General features: G+C 71.8%; 22 protein-coding genes and 1 pseudogene. 17 read left to right on the forward strand and 6 right to left on the reverse strand.

Annotated elements, in window-relative coordinates; all coding sequences use genetic code 11:
* Nucleotides 1-32 precede the first annotated feature (32 nt).
* Together rimI and tsaB are read right to left on the reverse strand one after the other, a co-directional pair.
* Nucleotides 33-503 (reverse strand): ribosomal protein S18-alanine N-acetyltransferase, encoded by a 471-nt coding sequence (gene rimI / locus IPL89_16485; protein ID MBK9064764.1) that lies wholly within the window; start codon nt 501-503, stop codon nt 33-35.
* Nucleotides 500-1,114 (reverse strand): tRNA (adenosine(37)-N6)-threonylcarbamoyltransferase complex dimerization subunit type 1 TsaB, encoded by a 615-nt coding sequence (gene tsaB, locus IPL89_16490; GenBank protein MBK9064765.1) that lies wholly within the window; start codon nt 1,112-1,114, stop codon nt 500-502. The genes rimI and tsaB overlap by 4 nt, the downstream gene beginning before the upstream one ends.
* A gap of 12 nt (nt 1,115-1,126) precedes the next feature.
* Here tsaB and mutS point away from each other — a divergent pair, with 12 nt between their 5' ends.
* Both mutS and IPL89_16500 read left to right on the forward strand, forming a co-directional pair.
* Nucleotides 1,127-3,754, forward strand: coding sequence for a DNA mismatch repair protein MutS (gene mutS / locus IPL89_16495; protein MBK9064766.1), 2,628 nt, complete (start codon nt 1,127-1,129; stop codon nt 3,752-3,754).
* 54 nt (nt 3,755-3,808) lie between these two features.
* Nucleotides 3,809-4,894, forward strand: a complete 1,086-nt coding sequence (locus IPL89_16500) for a glycoside hydrolase family 3 protein (GenBank protein MBK9064767.1) — start codon at nt 3,809-3,811, stop codon at nt 4,892-4,894.
* A 617-nt stretch (nt 4,895-5,511) separates the two neighbouring features.
* Here the strand turns inward: IPL89_16500 and ssb are convergent.
* Nucleotides 5,512-5,892: pseudogene (gene ssb, locus IPL89_16505) on the reverse strand (single-stranded DNA-binding protein).
* Between the two features lie 42 nt (nt 5,893-5,934).
* Between ssb and murJ the strand changes: the two are divergent.
* From murJ to IPL89_16520, 3 genes are read left to right on the forward strand one after another with little or no spacing between them, the layout of a single operon-like run.
* Nucleotides 5,935-7,500 carry a murein biosynthesis integral membrane protein MurJ gene (murJ, locus tag IPL89_16510; GenBank protein ID MBK9064768.1) on the forward strand — a complete coding sequence of 522 codons (1,566 nt, stop codon included), beginning with the start codon at nt 5,935-5,937 and terminating at the stop codon, nt 7,498-7,500.
* A gap of 31 nt (nt 7,501-7,531) precedes the next feature.
* The gene (locus IPL89_16515; GenBank protein ID MBK9064769.1) at nt 7,532-7,762 is read left to right on the forward strand and encodes a ribbon-helix-helix protein, CopG family; all 231 of its coding nucleotides are present in this window, start codon (nt 7,532-7,534) and stop codon (nt 7,760-7,762) included.
* Complete coding sequence (locus IPL89_16520; GenBank protein MBK9064770.1) at nt 7,762-8,175, forward strand: PIN domain-containing protein; 414 nt, start codon at nt 7,762-7,764, stop codon at nt 8,173-8,175. Before IPL89_16515 ends, IPL89_16520 begins: the two co-directional genes overlap by 1 nt.
* Nucleotides 8,176-8,185: 10 nt before the next feature.
* Here IPL89_16520 and IPL89_16525 read toward each other — a convergent pair whose 3' ends face one another.
* From IPL89_16525 to IPL89_16535, 3 genes are read right to left on the reverse strand one after another with little or no spacing between them, the layout of a single operon-like run.
* Complete coding sequence (locus IPL89_16525) at nt 8,186-9,094, reverse strand: site-2 protease family protein (protein ID MBK9064771.1); 909 nt, start codon at nt 9,092-9,094, stop codon at nt 8,186-8,188.
* A 1-nt stretch (nt 9,095) separates the two neighbouring features.
* Nucleotides 9,096-9,434 (reverse strand): integration host factor subunit beta, encoded by a 339-nt coding sequence (locus IPL89_16530; protein MBK9064772.1) that lies wholly within the window; start codon nt 9,432-9,434, stop codon nt 9,096-9,098.
* 60 nt (nt 9,435-9,494) lie between these two features.
* Nucleotides 9,495-10,748 (reverse strand): hypothetical protein, encoded by a 1,254-nt coding sequence (locus tag IPL89_16535; protein ID MBK9064773.1) that lies wholly within the window; start codon nt 10,746-10,748, stop codon nt 9,495-9,497.
* Nucleotides 10,749-10,800: 52 nt separating this feature from the next.
* Here IPL89_16535 and IPL89_16540 point away from each other — a divergent pair, with 52 nt between their 5' ends.
* The 12 genes from IPL89_16540 to IPL89_16595 all read left to right on the forward strand — a co-directional run bounded on the left by IPL89_16540 (nt 10,801) and on the right by IPL89_16595 (nt 23,958).
* Nucleotides 10,801-11,211: a cobalamin B12-binding domain-containing protein gene (locus IPL89_16540; GenBank protein MBK9064774.1), complete on the forward strand. Its 411-nt coding sequence runs from the start codon at nt 10,801-10,803 to the stop codon at nt 11,209-11,211.
* Nucleotides 11,212-11,218: 7 nt separating this feature from the next.
* The gene (locus tag IPL89_16545) at nt 11,219-12,832 is read left to right on the forward strand and encodes a methylcrotonoyl-CoA carboxylase (GenBank protein ID MBK9064775.1); all 1,614 of its coding nucleotides are present in this window, start codon (nt 11,219-11,221) and stop codon (nt 12,830-12,832) included.
* 2 nt (nt 12,833-12,834) lie between these two features.
* Nucleotides 12,835-13,671, forward strand: coding sequence for an LEA type 2 family protein (locus IPL89_16550; GenBank protein MBK9064776.1), 837 nt, complete (start codon nt 12,835-12,837; stop codon nt 13,669-13,671).
* Nucleotides 13,668-14,465, forward strand: coding sequence for an enoyl-CoA hydratase/isomerase family protein (locus IPL89_16555; GenBank protein ID MBK9064777.1), 798 nt, complete (start codon nt 13,668-13,670; stop codon nt 14,463-14,465). The genes IPL89_16550 and IPL89_16555 overlap by 4 nt, the downstream gene beginning before the upstream one ends.
* Nucleotides 14,462-15,940 (forward strand): ATP-grasp domain-containing protein, encoded by a 1,479-nt coding sequence (locus IPL89_16560; protein MBK9064778.1) that lies wholly within the window; start codon nt 14,462-14,464, stop codon nt 15,938-15,940. Before IPL89_16555 ends, IPL89_16560 begins: the two co-directional genes overlap by 4 nt.
* 50 nt (nt 15,941-15,990) lie before the next feature.
* On the forward strand, nt 15,991-16,317 hold the full coding sequence (locus IPL89_16565; GenBank protein ID MBK9064779.1) for a biotin/lipoyl-binding protein: 327 nt from the start codon (nt 15,991-15,993) through the stop codon (nt 16,315-16,317).
* On the forward strand, nt 16,314-17,231 hold the full coding sequence (locus tag IPL89_16570) for a hydroxymethylglutaryl-CoA lyase (GenBank protein ID MBK9064780.1): 918 nt from the start codon (nt 16,314-16,316) through the stop codon (nt 17,229-17,231). Before IPL89_16565 ends, IPL89_16570 begins: the two co-directional genes overlap by 4 nt.
* A gap of 14 nt (nt 17,232-17,245) precedes the next feature.
* Nucleotides 17,246-18,397 (forward strand): response regulator, encoded by a 1,152-nt coding sequence (locus IPL89_16575; GenBank protein ID MBK9064781.1) that lies wholly within the window; start codon nt 17,246-17,248, stop codon nt 18,395-18,397.
* Nucleotides 18,398-18,470: 73 nt separating this feature from the next.
* On the forward strand, nt 18,471-21,092 hold the full coding sequence (locus IPL89_16580) for a valine--tRNA ligase (protein MBK9064782.1): 2,622 nt from the start codon (nt 18,471-18,473) through the stop codon (nt 21,090-21,092).
* Between the two features lie 8 nt (nt 21,093-21,100).
* On the forward strand, nt 21,101-21,910 hold the full coding sequence (locus tag IPL89_16585) for a biotin--[acetyl-CoA-carboxylase] ligase (GenBank protein ID MBK9064783.1): 810 nt from the start codon (nt 21,101-21,103) through the stop codon (nt 21,908-21,910).
* A gap of 1 nt (nt 21,911) precedes the next feature.
* Nucleotides 21,912-22,622, forward strand: coding sequence for a hypothetical protein (locus IPL89_16590; GenBank protein ID MBK9064784.1), 711 nt, complete (start codon nt 21,912-21,914; stop codon nt 22,620-22,622).
* Complete coding sequence (locus IPL89_16595) at nt 22,615-23,958, forward strand: class I SAM-dependent RNA methyltransferase (GenBank protein MBK9064785.1); 1,344 nt, start codon at nt 22,615-22,617, stop codon at nt 23,956-23,958. Before IPL89_16590 ends, IPL89_16595 begins: the two co-directional genes overlap by 8 nt.
* The last annotated feature ends 6 nt before the right edge of the window (nt 23,959-23,964 follow it).

The raw sequence follows: 23,964 nt of genomic DNA on the forward strand, positions 1-23,964 counted from the left end.
GTCGCGAGTCTGTATTTTCATGATGCGCGCCGTCAAGAAGCCGTTTTCCTCATGTCCCGGACCAGAACGAGGGCGTCTTCCCCGTCCAGGTAATAGCGGCTCCTCCGTCCGGCCTCCCGGAAACCGAGGCGGGCGTAGAAAGCCCGCGCCGCGCGGTTCGAGACGCGGACCTCGAGGTAGATCTCCTCGACGCGGGCGGCCTCGGCGAATCCGAGAACCTCGTCCATCAGGTACGACGCGATGCCGCTGCGCCTGTGCCTCTCGCTGGTCGCGATCTTGTTGACGTGGAGCTCGCCCGCGGCGAAGGCGCAGAAGACGTAGCCTGCGAGGTCGCCTCGCGGGCCGATCGCGACCCTGTTGAAGCGGTGCGCGGCGCCGATCTCGACCTCGAAGTACTCGCGTTTCCAGGGCACCGGGAAGGCCGCGCGTTCGAGCGCGGCGATCGCGTCCAGGTCGACCGCGTGGGCGTCGCGCGTCGTGATGGATTCGGCCAGCGCGCTCACGGCACCCCGAGCTTTTCTTCGGCCGCGCTGCGGCGGCCGTAGACGATTCCGCCGGAGAATTCCGGCCCGGCGGCGGCCGCGACACGCGCGGCCGCCGAGGCGAGCGGCAGGCCGGCGAGCGCGAGGTCCACGACCGGGACGCCCGCGGCGGCCGCTGCGGCGAGGACCTCTTCGCGAGGGCGCGGGGCCGGCTCTTCCGCAAGGCGGCCGGCGCCGCGGCGGGCCGCGTGGACCTCGCCCCGGCCGGCGTCGAGGACGAAGAGGACGTCGGCGGGCTCGGGAAGGGCCGACGATGCGGCGCGGAACGTCGGGACGAGGACGAGCGGGATCCCCCGGGCGCGCGCGAGGCCGCGCGCGAAGGCCATCCCGGCGCGCAGGCCCGTGAAGGACCCGGGGCCCGAGAGGACGGCGACGCGGTCGAGGTCGGCGACGGCGAGGCCGGCCCCGGCGAGCGCGGCGGCGACGGCGTTCGGGATCGCCTCGGCGGCCGCGGCGGGCAGCGCGGTCACCGGGCCGCGGCCGGCCTCGTCCGCGACCGCCAGCGCGGGTCCGGGAGAAGCCGAATCGAGCGAGAGGACGCGCATCAACGGGGGTTGCGTCGATGCTAGCATCCCCGACCTCCGATGCGCGCGACGCCCATGCTCGAGCAGTACTGGGCACTGAAGCGGGAAGCAGGAGACGCGATCCTCCTCTACCGCCTCGGGGACTTCTACGAGATGTTCTTCGAGGACGCCGAGATCGCGGCTCCGCTGCTCGGTCTGGTGCTCACGGCCCGCCACAAGGACTCGGACATCGAGGCCCCGATGTGCGGGATCCCGCAGCACGCTCTCGAGACGTACCTCGCCCGCCTCGTGACGGCGGGGAAGAAGGTCGCGATCTCCGAGCAGACCGAGGCGGCGGCCAAGGGCCGAGCCCTCGTCGCCCGGAAGATCGTCCGCGTCGTCACGCCGGGGACGATCGTCGACCCCGAGCGCCTCGACGCGCGGCGCGCGAACGAGATGGCGGCCGTCGCCTGGGACGGAGCTGGCGCGGCCGTGTCCTCGCTCGACCTCTCCACGGGCGATTTCTCCGTCCTTCCGCTGCGAGACGCGAGCGCGGTCTCCGAGTGGCTCCTGAGGCGCGCGCCGCGCGAGCTCGTGGTCTTCCCGTCGGACCGCGAGCGGGCCGAGGCGCTCCTCGGGGCCCTGCGCTCCGGCTGGGCGGATCCGCCCGCGCTCTCGACGCTCGCGTCGGAATCGCCGCGCGGCGCGAGCGCGTGCGAGCTGTTGAAGCGCCATTTCAGGACCGCGACTCTCGAGCCGTTCGGGCTCGGCGAAGGCGGCCCGTCGGTGGACGCCGCGGCGGCGCTTCTCTCGTACGCGCGCACGACCCAGCGCGCCGACTGCGACCACGTGCGATCGCTGAGGCGCGAGGCCGAGGGCGACGGGCTCGTCGTCGACTCGGTGACCGCGGGTCACCTCGAGCTCTTCCGCTCGGCCCGGGACGGAAGCGCGGACGGCACGCTCGTGTCGCTCCTCGACCGGACGGGCACGGCGTTCGGGGCGCGGACGCTGCGCCGTCTGCTCGAGCGCCCGCTCGGGAAGATCCCCGAGATCGAGGGCCGCCTGGACGCCGTCGAGGAGCTCACGGCCGACGCGGCCCGGCTCGAGGCGCTCGCGAAGGGCTTTCGCGAGATCCCCGACCTCCCGCGCCTCGTCTCGCGCCTCGCGGTGGGCGCCGGCACGCCCCGCGACCTCGCCTCGCTCGCCGCCGGGCTCGTCCGGGCGGCCCGCCTCTCCGGGACGCTGGACGGCGTTTCCTGCACGCTCCTCGCGCCGGGCGGCGACGCCTCGCCCGACGGCGTTCCCTTCGGGCTGGGCGAGTCCGTTTCCGCGCGCCTCGTCGCCGAGCCGCCGCTTTCGGCGAAGGAGGGCGGACTCTTCCGCGACGGCGTGGACGCGCAGGTGGACGAGATCCGCACGCTGCGGCGCGAGTCGGCGACTGTTCTCGCCGCGCTCGAGGCCGGCGAGAAGGCCGCGCGGGGGATCCCGACGCTGCGCGTGAAGTTCAACCAGGTCTTCGGCCACGTGTTCGAGGTGCCGGGCGCCGCCCGCGCGAAGATTCCCGAAGACGCGCTCAAGCGCCAGACGCTCGCGAACGTCGAGCGCTACGCGACGCCCGCGCTCGTGGAGGTCGACGAGAAGCTGCGGTCGGCCGACGCCCGCCTCGCCGCGCGCGAGCTCGAGCTCTTCCAGAATCTCGTCGCCGAGGTCGTCGTGGAGTCGGGCCGCATCCTCGCGGCCTCCGCGCGCCTCGGGCTCCTCGACGCGCTCGTCTCGTTCGCGCGCGTCGCCCGTGCCGCCGCCTGGACGCGGCCGCGCCTCGTCGAGGAGCCGATTCTCGACGTGGAGGGCGGCCGCCACCCGGTCGTCGAGGCGCTCCGCCCGCGCGAGCCGTTCGTCCCGAACGACGCGAGCCTGGGCGGCGAGGGGGCGCACGTCGTCGTCCTGACGGGCCCGAACATGGGCGGCAAGTCGACGTACCTGAGGCAGAACGCGATCCTCGTCCTCCTCGCGCACGCCGGCTCGTTCGTGCCGGCCGCGTCCGCGCGCGTCGGGCTCTGCGACCGCATCTTCACGCGCGTGGGCGCGTCGGACTCGCTCGTCCGCGGCGAGTCGACCTTCCTCGTCGAGATGGCCGAGACGGCGCACATCCTGCGGCACGCGACGGAGAGGAGCCTCGTGATCCTCGACGAGATCGGACGCGGCACGTCGACGTTCGACGGCCTGTCGCTCGCGTGGGCGATCGCCGAGCACCTCCACGACACCGGCGCGCGGCGCGTCCTCTTCGCGACGCACTACCACGAGCTGACCGAGATGGCGCTCGTGAAGCCGGACGTCGTGAACCGCACGATGACGGCGAAGGAGTGGAACGGCGAGGTCGTCTTCCTCAGGAAAGTGAGCGACGGCACGGCCGACCGCTCGTACGGGGTGCAGGTCGCGCGGCTGGCGGGAATTCCGGAGCCCGTCCTCGTCCGGGCGCGCGAGATCCTCGGCAACCTCGAGCGCCACCAGCTCGACGTCGGCGGGCGGCCCGTGCTGGCCGAGCACGCGGGCGCGCCGCCGCAGAAGAACGCGCAGCTCGACCTCTTCCGCGGGCAGGGGGAAATCGTGCTCGACACGATCGGCAAGGCCGAGATCGACGCGATGACGCCGCTGGCCGCCTTGCAGCTCCTGGCCTCTCTTCAGCACCGGCTGAGGGGGGAAGATTGAAGAAGAAAGACAGAAAGAGAGAAGAAGAGATTTTCTTAGAAGGTGAAGAGGGCGATGGCTGGGGCTGAGCGCTTCGTGTTCGGGCTGCGTGGCCCCGCGCTGGAGGCGGACGAGCGCGCGTTTTTCGCGGCGCACCCACCCCTCGGCTTCCTCCTATTCAAAAGAAATCTTCAATCACCTTCGCAAACGGTCGAGCTGCTGGAGGCGTTGAGGGGGGTCGCGCCGGCCGCGGGCGCGGCCGGCGCCCCGCCTCTCCTCTTCGTCGACCAGGAGGGCGGCACCGTCGACCGCCTCGGCCCGCTCGTCGGCGTGCCGTTCGCCTCTGCCGCCGCCTGCTCGGAGGCGGGGACGGACCGCATCCACGAGAACGCGTACCTCATGGGCCGTGCCGCGCGGATGCTCGGTTTCGACGTGGACTTCGCGCCCTGTCTCGACCTCGGGCAGCCCGGCGCGGGCGCCGTCGTCCTCGAGGGCCGCTGCTTCGGCTTCCACGCCGAGGACGTCGTGATCGGCGGGATGGTCTTCCTGCACGGCCTCGCACGCGCGGGTCTCGCGACGTGCGTCAAGCACTTCCCGGGACTCGGGCGCGGCGCGGTCGACTCGCACGCGAAGCTGCCCGTCGTGGACGCGCACGACGTCGACCTCATGGTCACGGACATCGCGCCGTTCACGAAGCTCGCCCGCGGCGCGGACGGCGTCATGGTGGGCCACGCGGCGTACCCCGGGTTCGAAAACGGCGCGCTCGTGCCGGCGTCGTGCTCGCCGAAGATCCACTCCATCCTGCGCGGCCCCGTCCGGTTCGACGGCGTCGTCTACTCGGACGACCTCGAGATGAGCGCGCTGGAGGGAACGCTGCCCGAGCGCGCCGAACGCGCTGCCGCGGCCGGCTGCGACGCCGTGATCCTCTCGAAGACGTTCGAGGCGTACGAGGAGGCGGTGGCCCGCGTGGCCGCTCTCGGCCCAGATCCCGCGCGCGACGAGCGCTTCGCCGCCATCCGGCGGCGCGTCGCGGGCGCACCGCGCCCGCGGTTCACGGAAGAGGCGTGGGCGAAACTCGCGGAAGAAGCCGCAGCTTTCGCCGAGCTGATGGCCAGGCCAAGAGAGAAGAGAAGAGACGAGGACTTCGGAAGATTCTCTTAGACCGTGAAGAGGGCGGGCGCCCGGGGGGCCGCCGGGGCGGGCCCGGGGCCGGCGGGGGGGAGCCGGGCCCCCCCAAAAAAGCCCCCGTGGGCGGGGGGCCGGGGATGCGGGCCGGGGCGCCGCGCGGCGGCGCGGCGGGGGGGGGCCGCGGGGGGGGCGGCCCCCGCGCCCGCCGCGGGGGCGCCGGGGCCGGGGGGGCCGGGGGGGGGGGGGGGGGGGGGGGGGGGGGGGGGGGGGGGGGGGGGGCGGGGGGGGGGGCGCCCGGGGCGGCCGCCCGCGGCGGGGGGGCCGGGGGCCGCGGGGGCGCACAAGCGGGGGAAACCGCGGGGGGGGCGGGGGGGGGGCGGGGGGGGGGCGGGGGGCAAAAAAGGCGCGGGGAAGGGGGGGGGGGGGGGGGGGGGGCGGGGGGGGGGGGGGGGGGGGGCGGGGGGGGCGGGGGGGGGGGGGGGGGGGGGGGGGGGGGGGGGGGGGGGGGGGGGGGGCGGGGGGGGGGGGGGGGGGGGGGGGGGGGGGGGGGGGGGGGGGGGGGGGGGGGGGGGGGGGGGGGGGGGGGGGGGGGGTCTCCCTAGAACGGGACGTCGTCGTCCGCGTCGCCGCCCTCGGGAGCGTCCGGCGTCGCCGCCGCCGCCCGCTCCCGCTCCGGCGCCCGCGCCGTCGGGCCTGCCGCCGAGCATCTTCATGTCACGGGCCTTGATCTCGGTGGCGTAGCGCTTCTGGCCCGTTTCCTTGTCGTCCCACGTGCGCGTCTGGAGCGCGCCCTCGATGTAGACGAGGCGGCCCTTGGACAGGTAACGCTCGCAGATGCCCGCGAGCTTGTCGAAGGCGATGACCGTGTGCCACTCGGTCTTCTCCTGCTTCTGCCCGCTGGTGCGGTCGTTCCACGTCTCGGTCGTGGCGATTCTCAGGCGCGCGATCGGCACGCCGCCCGTCGTGGCGCGCATTTCCGGGTCGGCCCCGAGATGGCCGATGAGGATGACCTTGTTGACGGATCCAGCCATGAAATCTCCTCCGATCGGCCCGGATCCTACAATCCCTCCGGCTTGAGCGACACGCGGAAACTCGTCCGGTCGACCTGGGGCATCACCGCGTGGACGGTGGTCTCCAGGCTGGCGGGCGTCGTACGGGACGCGACGATCGCCCGGTTCCTCGGCGCCTCGGCCCTGTCGGACGCGTTCTACACGGCGCTCCGGATCCCGAACACGATCCGGGCGGTCGTGGGGGAGGGGGGCCTCCCCGCCGCGTTCGTCCCGATGGCGAAGAAGGTCGAGCGCGAGCGCCCCGGCGAGGAGGGCGTCTACGCGGGCCGGATGCTCGTCCTGCTCTTCTGCGTGCTCGTCGGGATCGTGACGCTCGGCGTCCTCTTCGCCGGGCCGCTCGTCGGCCTCTTCGCGGGCGGCTTCAAGGCGACGCCGGGAAAGTTCGAGCTGACGGTTCTCCTGACGCGCTGGATGTTCCCGTACGTCCTCCTCGTCTCCGTCGCCGCCCTGCTCGAGGCCTTCCTGAACTCCAAGGGCTTTTTCCAGCTTTCGGCGGCGACGCCCATCGCGTGGAACCTCGCGATCGTCGCGGCGGCGTGGGGCCTCGCGCCCGCGGGCGTGCCGGCCGTCGCCGCGCTGACGGGCGGCGTCCTCGTGGGCGGCGTCCTGCAGGTCGCGCTGCAGGGACCGGCCGTCCGGCGCCTCGGCCTGAGGTTCTCGGGCTCGCCGTTCGGCGACCCGGAGGTCAAGCGCACGGCGCTCATGATCGCGCCACGCCTCTACGGCTACGGCGTCGGGCAGCTGTCGCTCGTCATCTCCACCCGGACCCTCGCCGCGCTCGGCGACGCGTTCGTCACGTACAACTACTGCGCGTTCCGCCTCGTGGACTTCGTTCTTGGCGGCTTCGTCGTCTCGCTCACGCGGACGGTCCTGCCGGCCCTCTCGGACCAGGCGTTCGAGAAGGACCGCTCGGCGTACAAAGCGACCGTCGCGTTCGCGCTGCGGCTCATCGGGTTCGTGACGATCCCGTCGATGGTGGGTCTCATGCTTCTCGCCGCGCCCATCGTGGACCTCATCTTCCGGCGCGGCCGGTTCGCGGAAGGCGACGTCGCGAAGACGGCGCTCGCGGTCGTGTTCTTCGCGGTCGGCCTCTACGCCGCGGCGGGCGTGAAGATCGTGACGCAGGCGTTCTACGCGCTCCACGACACGAAGACGCCGGTGATCGTCGCGACGTTCGACCTCGCGGTCTTCTGGGTGCTCTGCGTGTGGCTCGCGAAGCCCATGCAGCACGCCGGGGTCGCGCTCGCGACGTCCGCCGGGTTCTGGATCAACTTCCTCGTTCTCCTTGCCCTGCTGTGGCGGCGGATGGGCTCGCTCGGCGGCCGCACCGTCGTCTTCTCGCTTCTCCGCCTCTTCCTCGCAAGCCTCGCGATGGGCGGCGTCGTCTGGTTCCTCGCGCACCGCGTCTTTCCGTACGACGCGGGCTGGGTCTTCCTCGCGCGCGTCGGCTGGGTCGCGGGCGCGGCGGCCACCGGCGCGGCGGCGTTCCTCGCCTTCGCCGCGCTGCTCAGGGCGCCGGAGCTGGGCGAGGCGCTCGGGGCTCTGCGGCGGAAGAAGCTGCCCGTTTGACGAAGACGCTTAGGCCATATATGGTTGCCATATGGCCCTCAAGACGACCGTCTACCTCGACGAGGCTGACTACCGGCGCCTGAAGGCGATCGCACGGGCGGACGGGCGGGCGCCCGCCGAGCTCGTCCGGGAGGCAGTTGCCGAATACGCGCGCCGGCACGGAAAGCGCCGCCTGCCGAAGAGCCTCGGCGCCGGCCGCGGGCGCCGGGACGATCTCGGGACGCGCGCCGAGGAGTCCCTCGCGGGCTTCGGCCGCTCCTGATGATCGTCGCGGATACGGGGGCCGTCTACGCGCTGATCGACTCGCGCGAGCGTCATCACGCCGTCCTCCGAGGACTCTTCGAAAAGGACCCGGACGCGTGGGTCATCCCGTGGGCCGTACTGCCGGAGGTCGACTACCTCGTCGCGAAGCATCTCGGTGCGCGCGTCGAAGAAGAGTTCCTCGAAGACCTCGCCGACGGCGCGTTCGCCGTCGCATGGGGCGACGAGAGAGACCTCGTCGAGGCGCGCCGGATCTGCCGTAAGCACCGGGACCTCGACATGGGCCTCGTCGATGCGTGTGTGATGGCAGTCGCCGAGCGACTCAGAGCGACGGCGATCGCAACCCTCGACGTGAGGGATTTCGGCGCCGTGTCACTGAAGGGCGCTCCGAAGCTCTATCCCCGGGATCTCTGAAGTCGCCGGCCTAGATCAGCTCGAGCGGGATCGGCGCGAAGCAGACGACGAAGATCAGGAGCACGGCGGCCGCCACGAGCTTCCTGCGGAAGTCGAGCGGGGAGTCCTCGTCGATCACCGGCGGGTGCCTGAGCCCCGTGAAGAGCGTGAACGCGACCCAGATCCACCAGCCGGGCCACTGCAGTCCCATGAATGCGAGGACGATGAGGAGCGGGATCGCGATCGTGCGCTGGTGCCTGCCGAAGACCGCGTAGAGCGCGTGCCCCCCGTCCAGCTGGCCCAGTGGGAGCAGATTGAGGGCGGTTACGAAGAGGCCGAACCACGCCGCGATGAAGACGGGGTGCTCGACTGCGTCGACGCTCGTGAACGTCGTCCCGAGGACCATCTTCTGGAAGAGCGTCACGAGGAGCGGATAGCGGAAGAGGATCGTGCCCTCGGAGAGGACCGACGCCGGGTTCGGACGCGTGTGCGCGATGCCCCAGGCAAGGAGCGGCAGGGTCACGACGAAGCCGGCGATCGGGCCCGCGACGCCGATGTCGAACAGCTTCTTCTTGTCGGGGATCTGCTGGCGGATGCGGATGAAGGCGCCCATCGTGCCGACGAGCGACGGGAACGGGATGAAGTACGGCGGCGACGCGTCGATCCCGTAACGGCGGCACATCAGGTAGTGCCCCATCTCGTGCGCGAGGAGGATCAGGAGAAGCGGCACCGAGAACGTGATCGCGCCCCTGAAGAGCGCGGCAACCGTTGCGGCCGTGTCGGCGCCCGGCGTCAGGAGGCTCGGGCGGAAGTTCACGGCGAAGTTGGCTCCGACGTACGTCGTCGTCCCGAACGTCAGGACGAGAAGCAGGATGTGCAGCCACCAGCGCTCGCGGCGGCGCAGCGGGGGGGGCGGCGCCCAGGCCGAGCCGTCGGCCACGTCAGGTGCGGGTGGCGGGGGCGGCGGGGGCGTCGTGGGCGGGCTCCTTCGAGTCCGGCTCGAGCGTGCCGGTCATGTCGCGGAGCTCCTTGCCGGGCTTGAAGCGGATCGTGAATCCGGGCGGAATCTGGACTTCCTCGGTCGGGCGCTTCGGGTTCCGACCGATGCCACGCTTGCGGGGCTTGACGAGGAACACGCCGAAGCCGCGCAGCTCGATGCGCTCGCCGCGCGCGAGGGCCTGGCGCATCACGTCGATGACCGTCTCGACGGCCTGGGTAGCCTTCTGCCGCGGCACGTCGGCCGCTGCGGCGACGCCGTTGATGATGTCGTTCTTGATCACGTGTTTGCGGAGTTTACCCGGTCGGGCCCATGTCGTTCAAATCGAGCCCGTTAGCCCCCGTCAGAGGCGGGTGAGCCGGCTCTTGAGAAGGACGATCTCGAGCCCCGTGGCCGCCATGGCCGCAAGGCGCTTGAGCGCGGGGATCGAGGGCGGCCTCGCCCCCTCGGCGGCCTCGCCGTAGAGGTAAACGACGGTCTTTCCCTTGAGATTCACGGGCACGACGGCGACGAGGCCGAGGCCGTTGGAGGCGAGCGCCTCGAGCGTCGAAGCCGTCCCCGGCAGGTCGGGCTGCGGGCCGACGTAGAACCCCTCCGTGTTTCGCAGGGTCGCGAAGACCGACGGCTCGGTGTCGGGGAGGCGGAAGCGGCTGAAGCCGTCTGTCGGCGCGGGCCGGGCCGCCCAGCCGACGACGGCGTCGGGCTGCGCGATGAAGAGCGCGGCACGCTTCACGTGCCGGAGCGCGTCGTCGAGGACGGCTTCGGCGACGTCGTCACGGTGGCGCGCACCCGCAAGGCGCGCCAGGAGCTTCTCCTCGGCGGCGGCCTCCGGGCTGGGTTCGGGCCGCTCGGGGAAATTCATCGACTCGGGCTGAGGATCGAGCACCTCGAGCGGGTCCTCGAAGATCTCGGGCTCGGCGCGCCGGCGAACCGCCTGTGCCTGGGCGGCGAGCGCCGCGCCTTCGGCCTGCCACGGGTCGCCCTCGTCCATGCGCCGGATGCGCTGCGGATAGGGCGTGAGCGTGTCGGGCGGCGGAGGGGGCGGCAGGATGCGAAGCTCGGGCTTGCTCCGCGAGCGCGCGACCTTCGGCTGCGTCGGCTCGTCCGTGTCGTCCTTCGAGTCGGACGCGACCTCGCGCAGGAACGCCGCGGCCGTCAGGTAACGCGGTTCGACGTCGGCCGCGTAGAAGCGGTAGAGGAGCGCGTAGATCCGGACCTCGAGCGCCGCGTGCGGGGCGATGCGGAAACCCGTCAAAGCCGCGAGCTCGTCGAGGGCGGGGAGGTCCCCGGGGTCGCGCATCGCGACCGAGAGGACGCGGCCCTCCTTGCGGAACGGCACGGAGTGCAGCCGCTGGGCCACGCGGGCGGGAACGAGCCGGAGGACGTCCGAGCGGATCGACTGGAGAAACTCCGGCGTGGCCGGAGGCACGCGGTTCTGCACGGCGAGGCCGTGCGCGATCACGTCTTCCGAGGCGTCTCCCTCGAGGAGGGCGGTGCCGAACCGGCCGCGCAGACGGCTCTGCCGGAGGACGGCGCGGTGGCGCTGCTCCTCCGTGATGAGCTTGCTTTCGAAGAGGAGATCGCCCAGTCGCGGCATACAGAGACTTTCCCGGCAAGTCTACACGTGGCGCACGGGTAGAATCTCCGCCATGAGCGACCGTCCGATCCGCGTCCTCGTCGCCAAGCCGGGCCTCGACGGTCACGACCGCGGCGCCAAGGTCGTCGCCCGCGCACTGCGCGACGCCGGCATGGAAGTCATCTACTCGGGCCTGCGCCAGACGCCGCAGCAGATCGCCGCGGCCGCCGTCCAGGAGGACGTCGACGTCGTCGGCCTCTCGATCCTCTCGGGCGCCCACAACGTCCTCGTGCCCGAAGTCCTCCTGGCGCTCAAGGAGCGCGGCGGCGAGGGCATCGCCGTCGTCGTGGGCGGGATCATTCCGGACAAGGACATCGCGCCGCTGAAAGCCAAGGGAGTCCGCGACGTCTTCCTGCCGGGCACGAGCACGGCTTCCACGGTCGACGCGATCCGCCGCCTAGCGGGCGAACGGGCCGGCTCCTGATTCGTCCGTGAGCGAGACCCTCGCCTCGAAGCTCTCGCCCTCGTCCGGCGAGTTCCAGGAGAACGCCGCGCACCACCGTGCGCTCGCGGAGCGCCTGCGGGACGAGATCGCGAAGGCGCGCGAGGGCGGCGGCGAAAAGGAGCGGCAGCGCCACGTGTCGCGCGGCAAGCTTCCCGTGCGCGAGCGGATCGAGCGCCTTCTCGACCCCGACACGGCGTTTCTCGAGGTCGCTCCGCTCGCGGGCCACGGCCTTTACGACGGCGCCGCTCCCGGCGCAGGCCTCGTGACGGGCGTCGGCAAGGTCGAGGGGCGGGCCGTCATGATCGTCGCGAACGACGCGACCGTGAAGGGCGGGACCTACTACCCGGTCACGGTCAAGAAGCACCTGCGCGCGCAGGAGATCGCGCTCGAGAACCGGCTCCCCTCGATCACCCTCGTGGACTCGGGCGGCGCTTTCCTGCCGCTGCAGGCCGAGGTGTTCCCGGACCGCGACCACTTCGGCAGGATCTTCTTCAACCAGGCGCGGATGAGCGCCGCGGGCCTCCCGCAGATCGCCGCCGTCCTCGGCTCGTGCACGGCCGGCGGCGCGTACGTCCCGGCGATGTCGGACGAGACCGTCATCGTGAAGAACCAGGGGACGATTTTTCTCGCCGGGCCGCCGCTCGTGAAGGCGGCCACGGGCGAGGACGTGAGCGCCGAGGAGCTGGGGGGCGGCGACGTCCACACGCGCCTCTCGGGCGTTGCGGACCACCTCGGGGACGACGACGCGGACGCGCTCGAGAAGGTGCGCGGGATCGTCGCGCACCTCGCCGTGCCGCCTCCGGCGTCCCCGGGCCGCATCGCGCCCGAGGAGCCGCTCTATCCGGCCGAGGAGCTCTACGGGGTCGTTCCGAAGGAAGTCCGCCGCCCGTACGACGTGCGCGAGGTCCTCGCGCGCGTCCTCGACGGCTCGCGCTTCCACGAGTTCAAGCCGCGCTACGGCGCGACGCTCGTGGCGGGCTTCGGACACGTGGCGGGCTACCCGGTCGCGATCCTCGCGAACAACGGCGTCCTCTTCTCGGAGTCCGCCCTCAAGGCGACGCACCTCATCGAGATGGCCTGCCAGCGCGGAGTGCCGCTCGTGTTCCTCCAGAACATCACGGGCTTCATGGTGGGCAGGGCGGCCGAGCACGGCGGGATCGCGAAGGACGGCGCCAAGATGGTGCACGCCGTCGCGAACGCGTCCGTTCCGAAGATCACGCTCGTGATCGGCGGCTCGTTCGGCGCCGGGAACTACGGGATGTGCGGGCGGGCGTACCAGCCCCGGTTCCTGTTCACGTGGCCGAACGCGCGGATCTCCGTGATGGGAGGCGAGCAGGCTGCCGACGTCCTCGCAACCGTGAAGGACGACCAGCGCGCGCGCGAAGGCGCGGCGCGCATGACCGACGCCGAGCGCGCGGAGTTCCGCCGCCCGACGCTCGAGAAGTACGAGGCCGAGGGAAACCCGTATTACGCGACCGCGCGCCTGTGGGACGACGGGATCGTCGACCCGCTCGACACGCGCCGCACGCTCGCGCTCGCGCTCGCGACGGCGTCGCGCGCGCCCGGAGGGGAGACGCGATTCGGCGTCTTCCGGATGTAGACATGAAACGACTCGCCCTCGCCGCCGCCTTCGTCCTCGCATTCCCCGCGTCCGCCCAGCGGCGCCTGACGTGCGGGACGGTGGATTCCCTCGAGGTGACGTCGCTCACGCGGACCAGAGCAACCGCGTTCCTTCGAACGACCCTGCCCGCCTCGCCGCCCGGATCGAAGATTTTCTTCGAAGGGACGATCGAGCTCGCGAACACCAGGTTGCCGGTGGTGCAACCGGTGATGGCGCTCGTCCAGCACGCCGAGGGCAGTCACGAGGTGGTCTTCCTCACCGAACTGGATTTCGCCCGCGTGCCCGCCGACCTCCTCGGAAGGCTGCACGCCGCCGCCCTGGACTTCACACTCGAAGGAAGTCTCCGAACCTCTTCGGGAGCCCCGCCGACGCAGGTCTGCGCCGCGGGCGTCCTTCGCGTCGGGACGAACGACATCCGGGCGGTGGGCCCCGTCGGCCAGGATTTCGCGCGCTTCGGCGGCGCGCGCCTGGCCGGGCTTTCGCTGACCGAGACGCAGGGAGAAGCGTCCGTCCTGATCTACAACCCTCTCTCCTTCCCGTTGGACGTCAAGGATCTCGTTTACGAGATCCGCTCCGGCGACCGCAAGGTCGCGTCCGGCGAGCGGCACGGCGTGCGACTCCACCCGGGCCGGGAAAACGCGATCGACCTGCCCGTCTCGGCCGCCAACACGGACCTCGCTGTCGCGCTCGCGGGCGCCGTGGCGTCGGGCGGGCGCGTGGAGGGACGGCTCGTCGCGAAGATCTCCGTGAAAGTCGGAAAGGACCAGGCCATGACGGTTCCGCTCGATCTCCCCGGCACGATCCAGGTGGGCAAATGAGCGCCCCTAAAGTCCTCGTCGAGAAATCCCCCGACCCGCGCGTCGCGCATCTCGTATTGAACCGGCCCGAGGTGCGCAACGCCTGGGACGGCGAGACCGTGACGCTTCTGCAGCGCGCGCTCCGCGACCTCGCCTCCGACGACTCCGTGCGCGTCGTCGAGCTCTCGGGCGCGGGGACGGCGTTCTGCGCCGGCGCGGACCTCGACTGGATGAAGCGCGTCGCGAACTTCACGATGGAGGAGAACCGGCGCGACTCGGCCGAGCTCGCGCAGCTCTTCAAGGCGCTCGACGAGCTCGACAAGCCCGTGGTCGCGCGCGTCCAGGGCGCCGCGCTGGGCGGCGGCACCGGTCTCGTCGCCGCGTGCGACGTCGTCGTCGCCGCCGAGGGCGCCGTCTTCGGGACGACCGAGGTGCGTCTCGGGATCATCCCGGCCGTGATCTCCCCGTATCTCGTCCGGAAGATCGGCGAGTCGCACGCCCGCTCGTGGTTCCTGACGGGCGAGCGCGTGGGCGCCGAGGAGGCGCGGCGCGTCGGCCTCGTCCACCACGTCGTGGCGGAGAAGGACCTGGCCGGCGCCTCGAAGGCGGTGATCGAGGCGATCCTCCTCGGCGGGCCGGCCGCGGTGGTCGAGGCCAAGCGCCTCGTCCGCACCGTCTCCACGCTGCCCGCGCGCGAGGCGACGGCCTGGGCCGTCCAGCGGATGGCCGAGCGGCGCGGTTCGCATGAAGGGATGGAGGGCCTGAAGGCCTTCCTCGAGAAGCGCCCCGCGAGCTGGACGACGAAGGGATCGTGACGGGGGCGAGGCCCTTCCGGCGCGTCCTCGTCGCGAACCGCGGCGAGATTGCCGTGCGCGTGATCCGCGGCGTCCGCGCTGCGGGCCTCGAATCGGTCGCGGTCTATTCCGAGGCGGACCGCGGCGCCCGCCACGCCGCGCTCGCGGACGACGCGGTCGAGATCGGGCCGGCGCCCGCGAAAGAGAGCTACCTCTCGATCCCGAAGCTCCTCGCCGCCGCGAAGGAAAAAGGCTGTGACGCCGTGCATCCCGGCTACGGCTTCCTCTCCGAGAACGCGGCCTTCGCGCGCGCCGTCGAGGCGGCCGGGCTCGTGTGGATCGGCCCCCCGCCCGACGCGATGGAGGCGATGGGGAGCAAGATTGCGTCCCGCGAACGGATGGAAAAGGCAGGCGTATCCGTCGTGCCGGGCGCCCTCATCACAGCCTCTGGCACCCTCAAAGAAATTCTTTCTCTCGGTCTTCCCATCGTCGTGAAGGCCTCCGCCGGAGGCGGCGGCAAAGGGATGCGGATTGTTCGCGATCCCTCCGAGCTTTCCGAAGCCATTTCATCCTGCCGCCGCGAAGCGGCGGCTGCGTTCGGGGACGCGACGGTGTACGTCGAGAAGTACCTCGAGAGGCCGCGGCACATTGAGGTGCAGGTCTTTGGCGACTCCCACGGCAACGTCGTCGCGATCGGCGAGCGCGAGTGCTCGCTGCAGCGCCGGCACCAGAAGGTCGTCGAGGAGTGTCCGTCGCCCGCCGTGACGCCGGAGCTGCGCGCGCGCCTCACGAAGGCGGCGGTCGACGCGGCGAGAGCCGTCGGATACGTCAACGCGGGCACGGTCGAGTTCCTCCTCGCGCCGTCCGGCGAGTTCTACTTCCTCGAGATGAACACGCGCCTGCAGGTCGAGCATCCCGTCACCGAGGAAGCCTTCGGCGTGGACCTCGTCCTCCTCCAGCTCGCCGTTGCGGCGGGGGGGAAGCTGCCGCCCCTGCCGGCCGCCCCGGCGCGCCACGCGATGGAGGCGCGCGTCTACGCGGAGGACCCGGAGGGGGGCTTCCTGCCGCAGACCGGGCGCGTCCTTCTCTACCGGGAGCCTTCCGGCCCGGGCGTGCGCGTCGAGTCCGGGCTCGCCGGAGGGCAGGACGTCGGCGTGCACTACGACCCGCTCCTCGCGAAGATCGTCGCCTCGGGCGCGACGCGCGAGGAGGCGCGCCTCCGGCTCTCCGCCGCCCTCGGCGAGACGGTGATCCTCGGCGTCGTGACGAACGTCTCGTGGCTTCGCCGTCTGCTCGGGACGCCCGAGGTGGCCGCGGGCGCGATCCACACCGGCCTTCTGGAAACTCTCGCCGTGCCCGCGCCCCCGCCTCCGCCCGACGAGGCGTTCGCGGCGGCCGCGGCGGCGCTCTCGGGCGCGGCCGCGCCGGGCGGTGCGTCGGCGCCGGCGTTTCCCGATCCTTTCGACGGCCGGTTCCGGGCCGGGGGCGGCGCGTGAAGCTCCGCGAGAGCGCGACGTGCGAGGCGCGCGACGTGCGGCCGGGCCTGATGCCGCGCGGCGCGTTCGCGGCGAGGGACGGCGACGTCGCGTGGGTCTTCGTCGCCGGGGAGACGTGGCGCATCGCGAAGGTGGGTGCCCGCGTGGCGCGCTCGGCCGACGAAGAGCACGCGCTCACGGCGCCCATGCCGGGCCGGATTTCGGCCGTGCGGGTGGCGGACGGCCAGAAGGTGGAGAAGGGCGACGTCCTCGTGATCCTCGAAGCCATGAAGATGGAGCACGCCGTGAGGGCGCCCCGGGCGGGAACCGTGTCGCGGCTCGCCGCCGAGCCCGGGAAGATGGTGGCCCTCGGCGCCGTTCTCCTCGACGTCACATGAGCCACCAACACGTCACCGTCGTCGAGGTCGGCCCCCGCGACGGCCTGCAGAACGAGGCCGCGATCCTCTCCGCGGACACCAAGGTCGCGTTCGTCGACGCGCTCTCGGCGGCGGGCCTGCCCGTGATCGAAGCGACGGCGTTCGTCTCGCCGAAGGCGATCCCGCAGCTCGCGGACGGTGAGGACGTCTTCCGCCGGATCGTGAAGCGCCCGGGCGTCCGCTACCCGGTCCTCGTCCCGAACGAGAAGGGCCTCGACCGCGCGCTCGCGGCGGGCGTGCGGGAGATCGCGGTCTTCACGGCGGCTTCCGAGACGTTCAACCGCCGGAACATCAATGCGTCGATCGACGAGTCGTTCGCGCGCTTCGCGCCGGTGCTTGCCCGCGCGAAGACCGCGGGGATGCGGGTGCGCGGCTACGTGTCGTGCGCGTTCGGCTGCCCGTACGAAGGCTCGATCGCGCCCGAGGAGGTCGGGCGTGTCGCGGGGCGACTCGTCGAGATCGGGTGTGACGAGGTCTCCGTCGGCGACACGATCGGGATCGGCGTCCCGACACAGGTGCCGGAGGTCGTCGGACGCACCGTCGAGGCGGGCGTCCCCATCGACCGCCTTGCCCTGCACTTCCACGACACGCGCGGGACGGCCCTCGCGAACGTGGCGGAGGGCCTGCGCGAGGGCGTGCGGATCTTCGACTCCTCGGCGGGTGGTCTCGGCGGCTGCCCGTACGCGCCGGGCGCGGCGGGCAACGTCGCGACCGAGGATCTGCTCTGGATGCTCGACGGCATGGGCTACGAAACGGGCGTGGACCTCGCCGCCGTCGCCGGCGCGTCGCGCGTCCTCTCCGCGGCGATCGGGCGGCGCCCGGTCTCGCGTGTCTTCCAGGCCCTCGATGCGGCCGCGGCAAAGCGTCCGGTGTAAACTCCCGCCTAATCATGCCTTCCCGAATTCTTCTGGCGGACGACAGCCTGACCATCCGCAAGGTGGTCGAGCTGACCTTCTCGGGCAGCGAGTTCGAGCTCAGGGCGGTCGGCAACGGCGACGACGCCGTGGTCCTCCTCGCGGGCTTCGAGCCAGACATCGTTCTCGCGGACGCCGTCATGCCCGGCAAGACCGGGTACGACGTGTGCGAGGAAGTGAAGAAGCGCCCGGGCGGCCGCTGGGTTCCCGTCGTGCTCCTCACGGGCACGTTCGAGCCGTTCGACAAGCCGCGCGCGGAGCGCGTCGGCGCCGACTCGGTCGTCACGAAGCCGTTCGACTCGCAAGGTCTCGCGTCCCTGGTGCGGGACCTCGTCCGACGCGCGACCGAGGCGAAGGCCTCCGCGCCGCCCGAGCCGCCGCCGGCCCCCGAACCCCCGCCGCCGCCTCCTCCTCCTCCCGCGCCCGAGCCGGCCGCGGGCGGCGAGGACACGGATCCGACGCTCTCGAACGTGGGGTCGTTCTACACGGCGCCGCTGGTCGTCCCGGAGCTCGAGCCGGCGCCACCGCCGCCTCCGCTCCTCCCGCCGCCCGCGCCGCTTTCCGACGACGTTTTCTCGACGGTGGCGATGCCGGTCTTTTCCGAGCTGCCGCCGCCGGCGCGGACCGACTTCGACCCGCCGACCGGGCCGATTCCACCGGTGCCGCCCCCGCCTCCGGCCTTGGCGGGCGAGCGCGGGTACGAGATGAATCTCGACGCGCTCGACGACACCCCGGAGCCGCAGCGGCGCGACCTCGACGAGGACATTGCCGAATTCGAGCGCTCCGACAAGGGCAAGACGCGCCGCCCCGAGGCGTGGGAAAGGCTCGGCGGGGCAGACGGCGCCGAGTCCGCGGCGGCCCATGAGTCGCGCTCCGACCTCGAGGCCCTCGCGGCCGAGGCGAGCCTCACGGACCTCAAGAGCCTCATCCCCGATTCCGCGCCCGCGGCGTCCGGGCCTGCAACCTCCGTGGGTCCGCTGTCGGACGCCGACGTCGACCGCATCGCGCGCCGCGTGCTCGAGCTGGGCGGCGAGCGCGTGGTCCGCCGCATCGCCTGGGACGTCGTTCCGGAGCTGGCCGAGCGCCTCGTGAAGGAGCGCCTCGAGGAGCTCGAAAGGGCGGACTGAGGATTCGGCTTTCCGATATCCTCGGCAGCCTGTGAAGGAACTCGAGAAGACCTTCGACCCCTCGCACTTCGAGATGCGCTGGTACAAGGCGCAGGAGGATGCGGGCTTCTTCCGTCCCGAGGCGGCCGCTCCCGACGCGGAGCCGTTCACGATCGTGATCCCGCCGCCGAACGTCACCGGGCGGCTGCACGTCGGCCACGCGCTTGGGCGCACGCTCGAGGACGTCCTCTGCCGCTGGCGTCGCATGCAGGGTCGCGCGGTCCTTTGGGTGCCCGGCGTCGACCACGCGGGTATCGCGACGCAGATGGTCGTCGAGCGCGACCTGAAGGAGCGGACGGGCAAGACGCGCCACGACCTCGGCCGCGAAGCGTTCCTCGCGATCTGCCGCGAGTGGGCGGGATCGCGGCGCGGCGACATCCTGAATCAGATCCGGCGCCTCGGGGCCTCGTGCGACTTCACGCGCGAGTACTACACGCTCGACGAGACGCGCTCGAAGGCCGTCCGCCATGTGTTCACGACGCTCTACAAGCAGGGCCTCGCGTACCGCGCCGAGCGGATGGTGAACTGGTGCCCAAGCTGTGCGACCGTCCTTTCCGACCTCGAGGTGAACCACGTCGAGACGTCGGGCCACCTGTGGTCGATCGCCTATCCCGTCGAAGGCGGCGGGGAGGTGGTCGTCGCGACGACGCGCCCCGAGACGATGCTCGGCGACACGGCCGTCGCCGTGCATCCGGACGACGAGCGCTACACGGCCCTCGTCGGCAAGCGCGTGACGCTGCCGCTCACGGGCCGCACGATCGCCGTCATCGCCGACGCCTTCGTCGACCCCAAGTTCGGGACGGGCGTCGTGAAGGTCACGCCCGCGCACGACCCGAACGACTTCGAGGCGGGCAGGCGCCACGGCCTGGAGCTCGTGACCGTCATCGGCTTCGACGGAAAGATGACGAAGGCCGCGGGCGACGCGTACGCGGGACTCGACCGGTCCGAGGCGCGGAGGAAGGTCCTCAAGGACCTCGATGCGCAGGGCCGGCGCCGCGGCGAGAAGAGCCATCTCGTCCCGCTCGCGCGCTGCCAGCGGTGCGACACGGTCGTCGAGCCGCTCGTTTCGATCCAGTGGTTCGTGAAGATCGGCCCGCTCGCCGAGAAGGCCGTCGCCGCGACGGACTCGGGCGAGACGGCGTTCACGCCCGACCTCTGGAAGAAGACGTACGACGAGTGGATGAAGAACATCCGCGACTGGTGCGTCTCGCGCCAGCTCTGGTGGGGGCACGAGATCCCGGCGTGGTACTGCGCGGACGGGCACGTGAACGTCCCCGAACCGGGGGCGGGCGACCCCGTCTCGTGCGGCACGTGCGGCAAGCAGGCGCTCACTCGCGACCCCGACGTCTTCGACACGTGGTTCTCGTCGTGGCTCATGCCGCTCTCGGTCTTCGGCTGGCCCGACGAGACGCCCGACTTCAAGCGCTTCTACCCGACGAGCGTCCTCGTCACGGGCTTCGACATCCTCTTCTTCTGGGTGGCCCGAATGGTGATGGCGGGGACCTGGTTCGACGGACGGGCGCCGTTCAAGGACGTCGTGCTCCACGGCCTCGTCCGCGACGAGAAGGGCCAGAAGATGTCGAAGACGAAGGGGAACGTCGTCGACCCGCTGGAAATGTGCGACGAGTTCGGGGCGGACGCCGTCCGGTTCACGCTCGCCGTCCTCTCCGGCACGGGCCGCGACCTCCCGTTCGGCAAGAGCCGCGTCGCGGGCTACCGCGCGTTCGCGACGAAGGTCTGGAACGCGACGCGGTTCGCGCTGCCCCTGATCGCCGAAGGCGACTGCGCGGACCCCGAGGCGCTGGACGTCCGGACGCTCTCCACGGTCGACCGCTGGATCCTCGCGCGGCTCTCGGACGCCGCGGGCCGCGTGAGCGCCTCCCTCGAGGCGTACCGCTTCGACGAGGCCGCGCACGCCCTCTATCAGTTCTTCTGGTCCGAGTTCTGCGACGGCTACGTCGAGATGATCAAGCCGGTCCTCCGCGGCGCCGACGTGCCCGAATCCGAAAAGGCGAAGACGCGCGGTGTCCTCAAGCGCGTCCTGCTCGACTCTCTCGCGCTCCTGCACCCTTTCATGCCGTTCGTGTCGTGCGAGATCCGTGAGGCGCTGAACGGCGACGGCCTGAAGCTCACGATGGCGAAGTTTCCCGAGCCGCGCCCCGAGTGGAAGGACGACGCGGCGGTGGAAGCAGTCGAAACACTGCGGGCCGTCGTGACGCGCGTCCGCAACCTTCGGGCGGAAAACGGCCTTGCGCAGACCGAGGCGCTTGCCATCGGCCTCGAGCTCCCCGACGGACCCCTTTCAGAAGAAATCCAGCGGCAGGTGCCGCTCCTCAGCCATCTCGCGCGGCTCAAGGGCGTGAAGATTTCTTCGAAGGTGGAGATCCCCGGAGCCTTCCGGGACGTCGTCGCGGGTGCCGGAATCCTCGTGGACCTTCCGAAGAAAGAAATTTCTTCTGAAGATAGAGAGAAGCTGGAACGCGACGTGGAGCGCCTGCGCGCGGAAGCTTCGAAGATCGAGAGCCGTCTGTCCGACCAGAGCTTCCGCGCGCGCGCCCCCGCCGCCGTGGTCGAGAAGACCAAACAACAACTCGAAGAAATCTCCGAGCGAATCCTCCGGCTGGAGAGCAACCTCGTGGGGACGTCCGGCCGGTGAGCGGCGGCGTGCCTCTCCCGCCCGCGGGCTCCCCGCTCGGCGCCCTCGCGCCGCTCGGCGGGAGACGGTTCGCCCGAATCCACAACGTGATCCTCCTCGCGACGGCGCCCTCCACGAACGACTTCGCGAAGATCATTGTCGAGCACGCGCTCGCCGAGAGCGAGGAGATCCGGCTCACGGTGATCGCCGCGGGCGAACAGACCGCGGGCCGCGGCCGCGCGGGGCGCACGTGGGTGCCGCTCCCGGGCGCGCTCGCGCTCTCGGCGATCGTGCCGTGGCCCGAGGGCCCGGGCCGCGTCCGGCTCCCGATCGAGACGGGAATCCTCCTTGCGCGGGGCCTCTCCGCCGCGTTCGGACTCGACGTGAGGCTCAAGTGGCCGAACGACCTTCTCGTGGACCGGCGGAAGCTCGGCGGCCTCCTCATCGAGGCCCGCTCGAACGACGACGGCGATGGGTGGGCCGTGATCGGGATCGGGCTGAACGTCCGCGGCACACGCGCGGACCTCGAGGCCCGTGGCCTCCCCAGCGCCACGTCGCTCGAAGCGTGCGGCGTCGCGCCGGCGCTGCTCGAGGGCGAGACGCCGTTCGACGAGGTCCTCGCGATTCTCGACGAGGGCGTCGGCGAGCCCTGCGCCGAACCGCTTCCGGAGGCGTTCGCGGCGGTGTCCGCGCACGCGCCGGGCGATCTCCTGACCGTCACGGACGGGGACCGCTCGCACAAGGGGGCTTTCGCGGGCGTCACGCCCGAGGGCTTCCTGCGCCTCGCGACCGAGGGTGGCGACGAGACGCTCGTGTCGGGGGACGTCGTCCACTTCTGACATGGACGACGCCGTGCCCGATGAAGAGGCCTACGCCACGAGGGTGGAGGAGGCCTTCATTGCCGAGCGCGGGACGCCGTTCCTCCTGTCTCCGAAGGACTGGACGCTCATTCGCGGCTGGCGCGAGAACGGGGTCCCGTTGGACGTCGTGGTCCGCGCGGTGCGCGAAGCGTTCGAGAAGCGGCGCGCGCGCAGCCAGGCCGGGAAGATCTCGTCGATCGCTTACTGCGCGAGCTCGGTCGAGGAGCTTTGGGAGATGGAGCGGCGCGGTCTCGTGGGCAAAGCCCGCGAGACCGCCGTGGCGGGCGCGAACGCGCCCGCGAGAGAAGAATCTCTTGCTTTGCTTTCGAAAGGCCTGCGCGCGGCGAATGAGCGGTTCGCAACCGCCGAAGGGATCGAGGATTTTCTTAGAAGGGTGAGTGAGGGTGGGGCGCTACTCGCCGCCGCGGCGAAGGTCGAGGCGCTGGCGCGCGATCTTCCATTCGAAGAATCCGAAAGCGCCCTCTCCGCAATTGAGGCGGCACTCTTGCGCTCCGCGCTCAAGGGTCTTCCTCCGAAGCAAAAAGAATTGGTCGAATCCCGCGTGTCCGCGGCTCTCGGCGACGTGGCGGGCGTTTCGCCCGCCGTCGTCGAGCGCATGCGGCGGGCGCTGACGCGCCGCGAGGTGCGGCTCCTGCTGGGTCTGCCGGCCCTGACGCTCCTCCATGGCTGAGATCCGCGCGGGCGACGCCTTCGAGGCCGTCGTCGAGCGCGTCGTGCCCGGCGGCGAGGGCCTCGCGCGAACGGACGGCGTCGTCACGCTCGTCGCGGGCGCGCTGCCCGGCGACCGTGTGCGGCTGCGCGTGGACGAGGTCTCGCCGAGGCTGATCCGCGGCCGCGCCGAAGCGATCCTCGAGGCGGGGGAGGCCCGCCGCCCGGACGCCGACGTCTGCGCGCTCGCCCTGAGCGGCGCCTGCGGCGGGTGCGACTGGCCGGCCGCCCGCCTCGAGCACCACCGCGCCCTCAAGACCGAGCTCGTCCTCGACGCGCTGCGCCGCCTCGGCGGCCTGAAGGCGGAGGACCTGCCCGAGCCGCGCTGGCTGGGCTCGCCGCCGAACTACCGGCTGCGCAACCGCCTCCATCTCGGCCGCGAGGGCCGCCTCGGCTTCTTCGCGCCGCGCTCAAACGCCGTCGCGGACCTCGAGGGCTGCCAGATCGTGTCGAAGCCGTTTCTCGCGCGGCTCCCCGCGCTCCGGGAACACCTGCGCTCGCTCGGGCCTTTGGAGGGGGAACTGGCGACTCTAGAGTCGCGGGACGGGAAGACCCTACTCGGCGAGCTGCGCCTCGGCGAGCTGCGACTCGGCGGGGGAGACGGAGGGGGACCGGGGATTTCTTTGAAGGTGAAGAAGGGACCGCTCGACGGGTTTCGCGTCGTCGATGCGGGCGGGCGGGTCGTTGGTTCGGAGGGCCCGTCGTCGCTCTCCATCGTGGCCGGCGGCGCCTCGTTCGACGTTTCCGTGTCTTCTTTCTTTCAAGGAAATCTGTTTCTCCTGGATTCATTCCTCGAAGAAATCCGCGCCGCGCTGCGCGGCCTGAAACCGCGGCGCGCGGTCGACCTCTACGCGGGCGTGGGGTTCATGACGCGCCCGCTGCTGGAGCTCGCGGCCGAGGCGGGCGGGGGCGACGTGACGGCGGTCGAAATCGACGAGTCGTCCGCTCATTCACTTTCAAAGAATCTCTCTATCTGGGCCTCCTCGGGCCTGCCGCACGCGCGCGCCGTCCGCGCCTCAGCCGAATCCTTCTTCCACTCAAAGAAATCCGAATCCCCGCTCTCTCTTCTCCTCGCAGATCCTCCTCGCGCCGGCCTTTCGCCCGAGGTACGCCGGGGGATCCTGCGGCTCGCGCCGCCGCACGTCCTGATGGTGTCCTGCGATCCGCCGACGCTCGCGCGCGACGTCGCGGCCCTTCGCGAGCGGTACGCGGTAACGCGGCTGACGCTCCTCGATCTCTTCCCGCAGACTCATCACGTCGAGACGGTGGCCTTGCTCGCCAGGCGTCCGATCGGATAGAAGCGG

This window comes from Acidobacteriota bacterium (assembly GCA_016716715.1).
Lineage (GTDB): Bacteria > Acidobacteriota > Thermoanaerobaculia > UBA5066 > UBA5066 > Fen-183.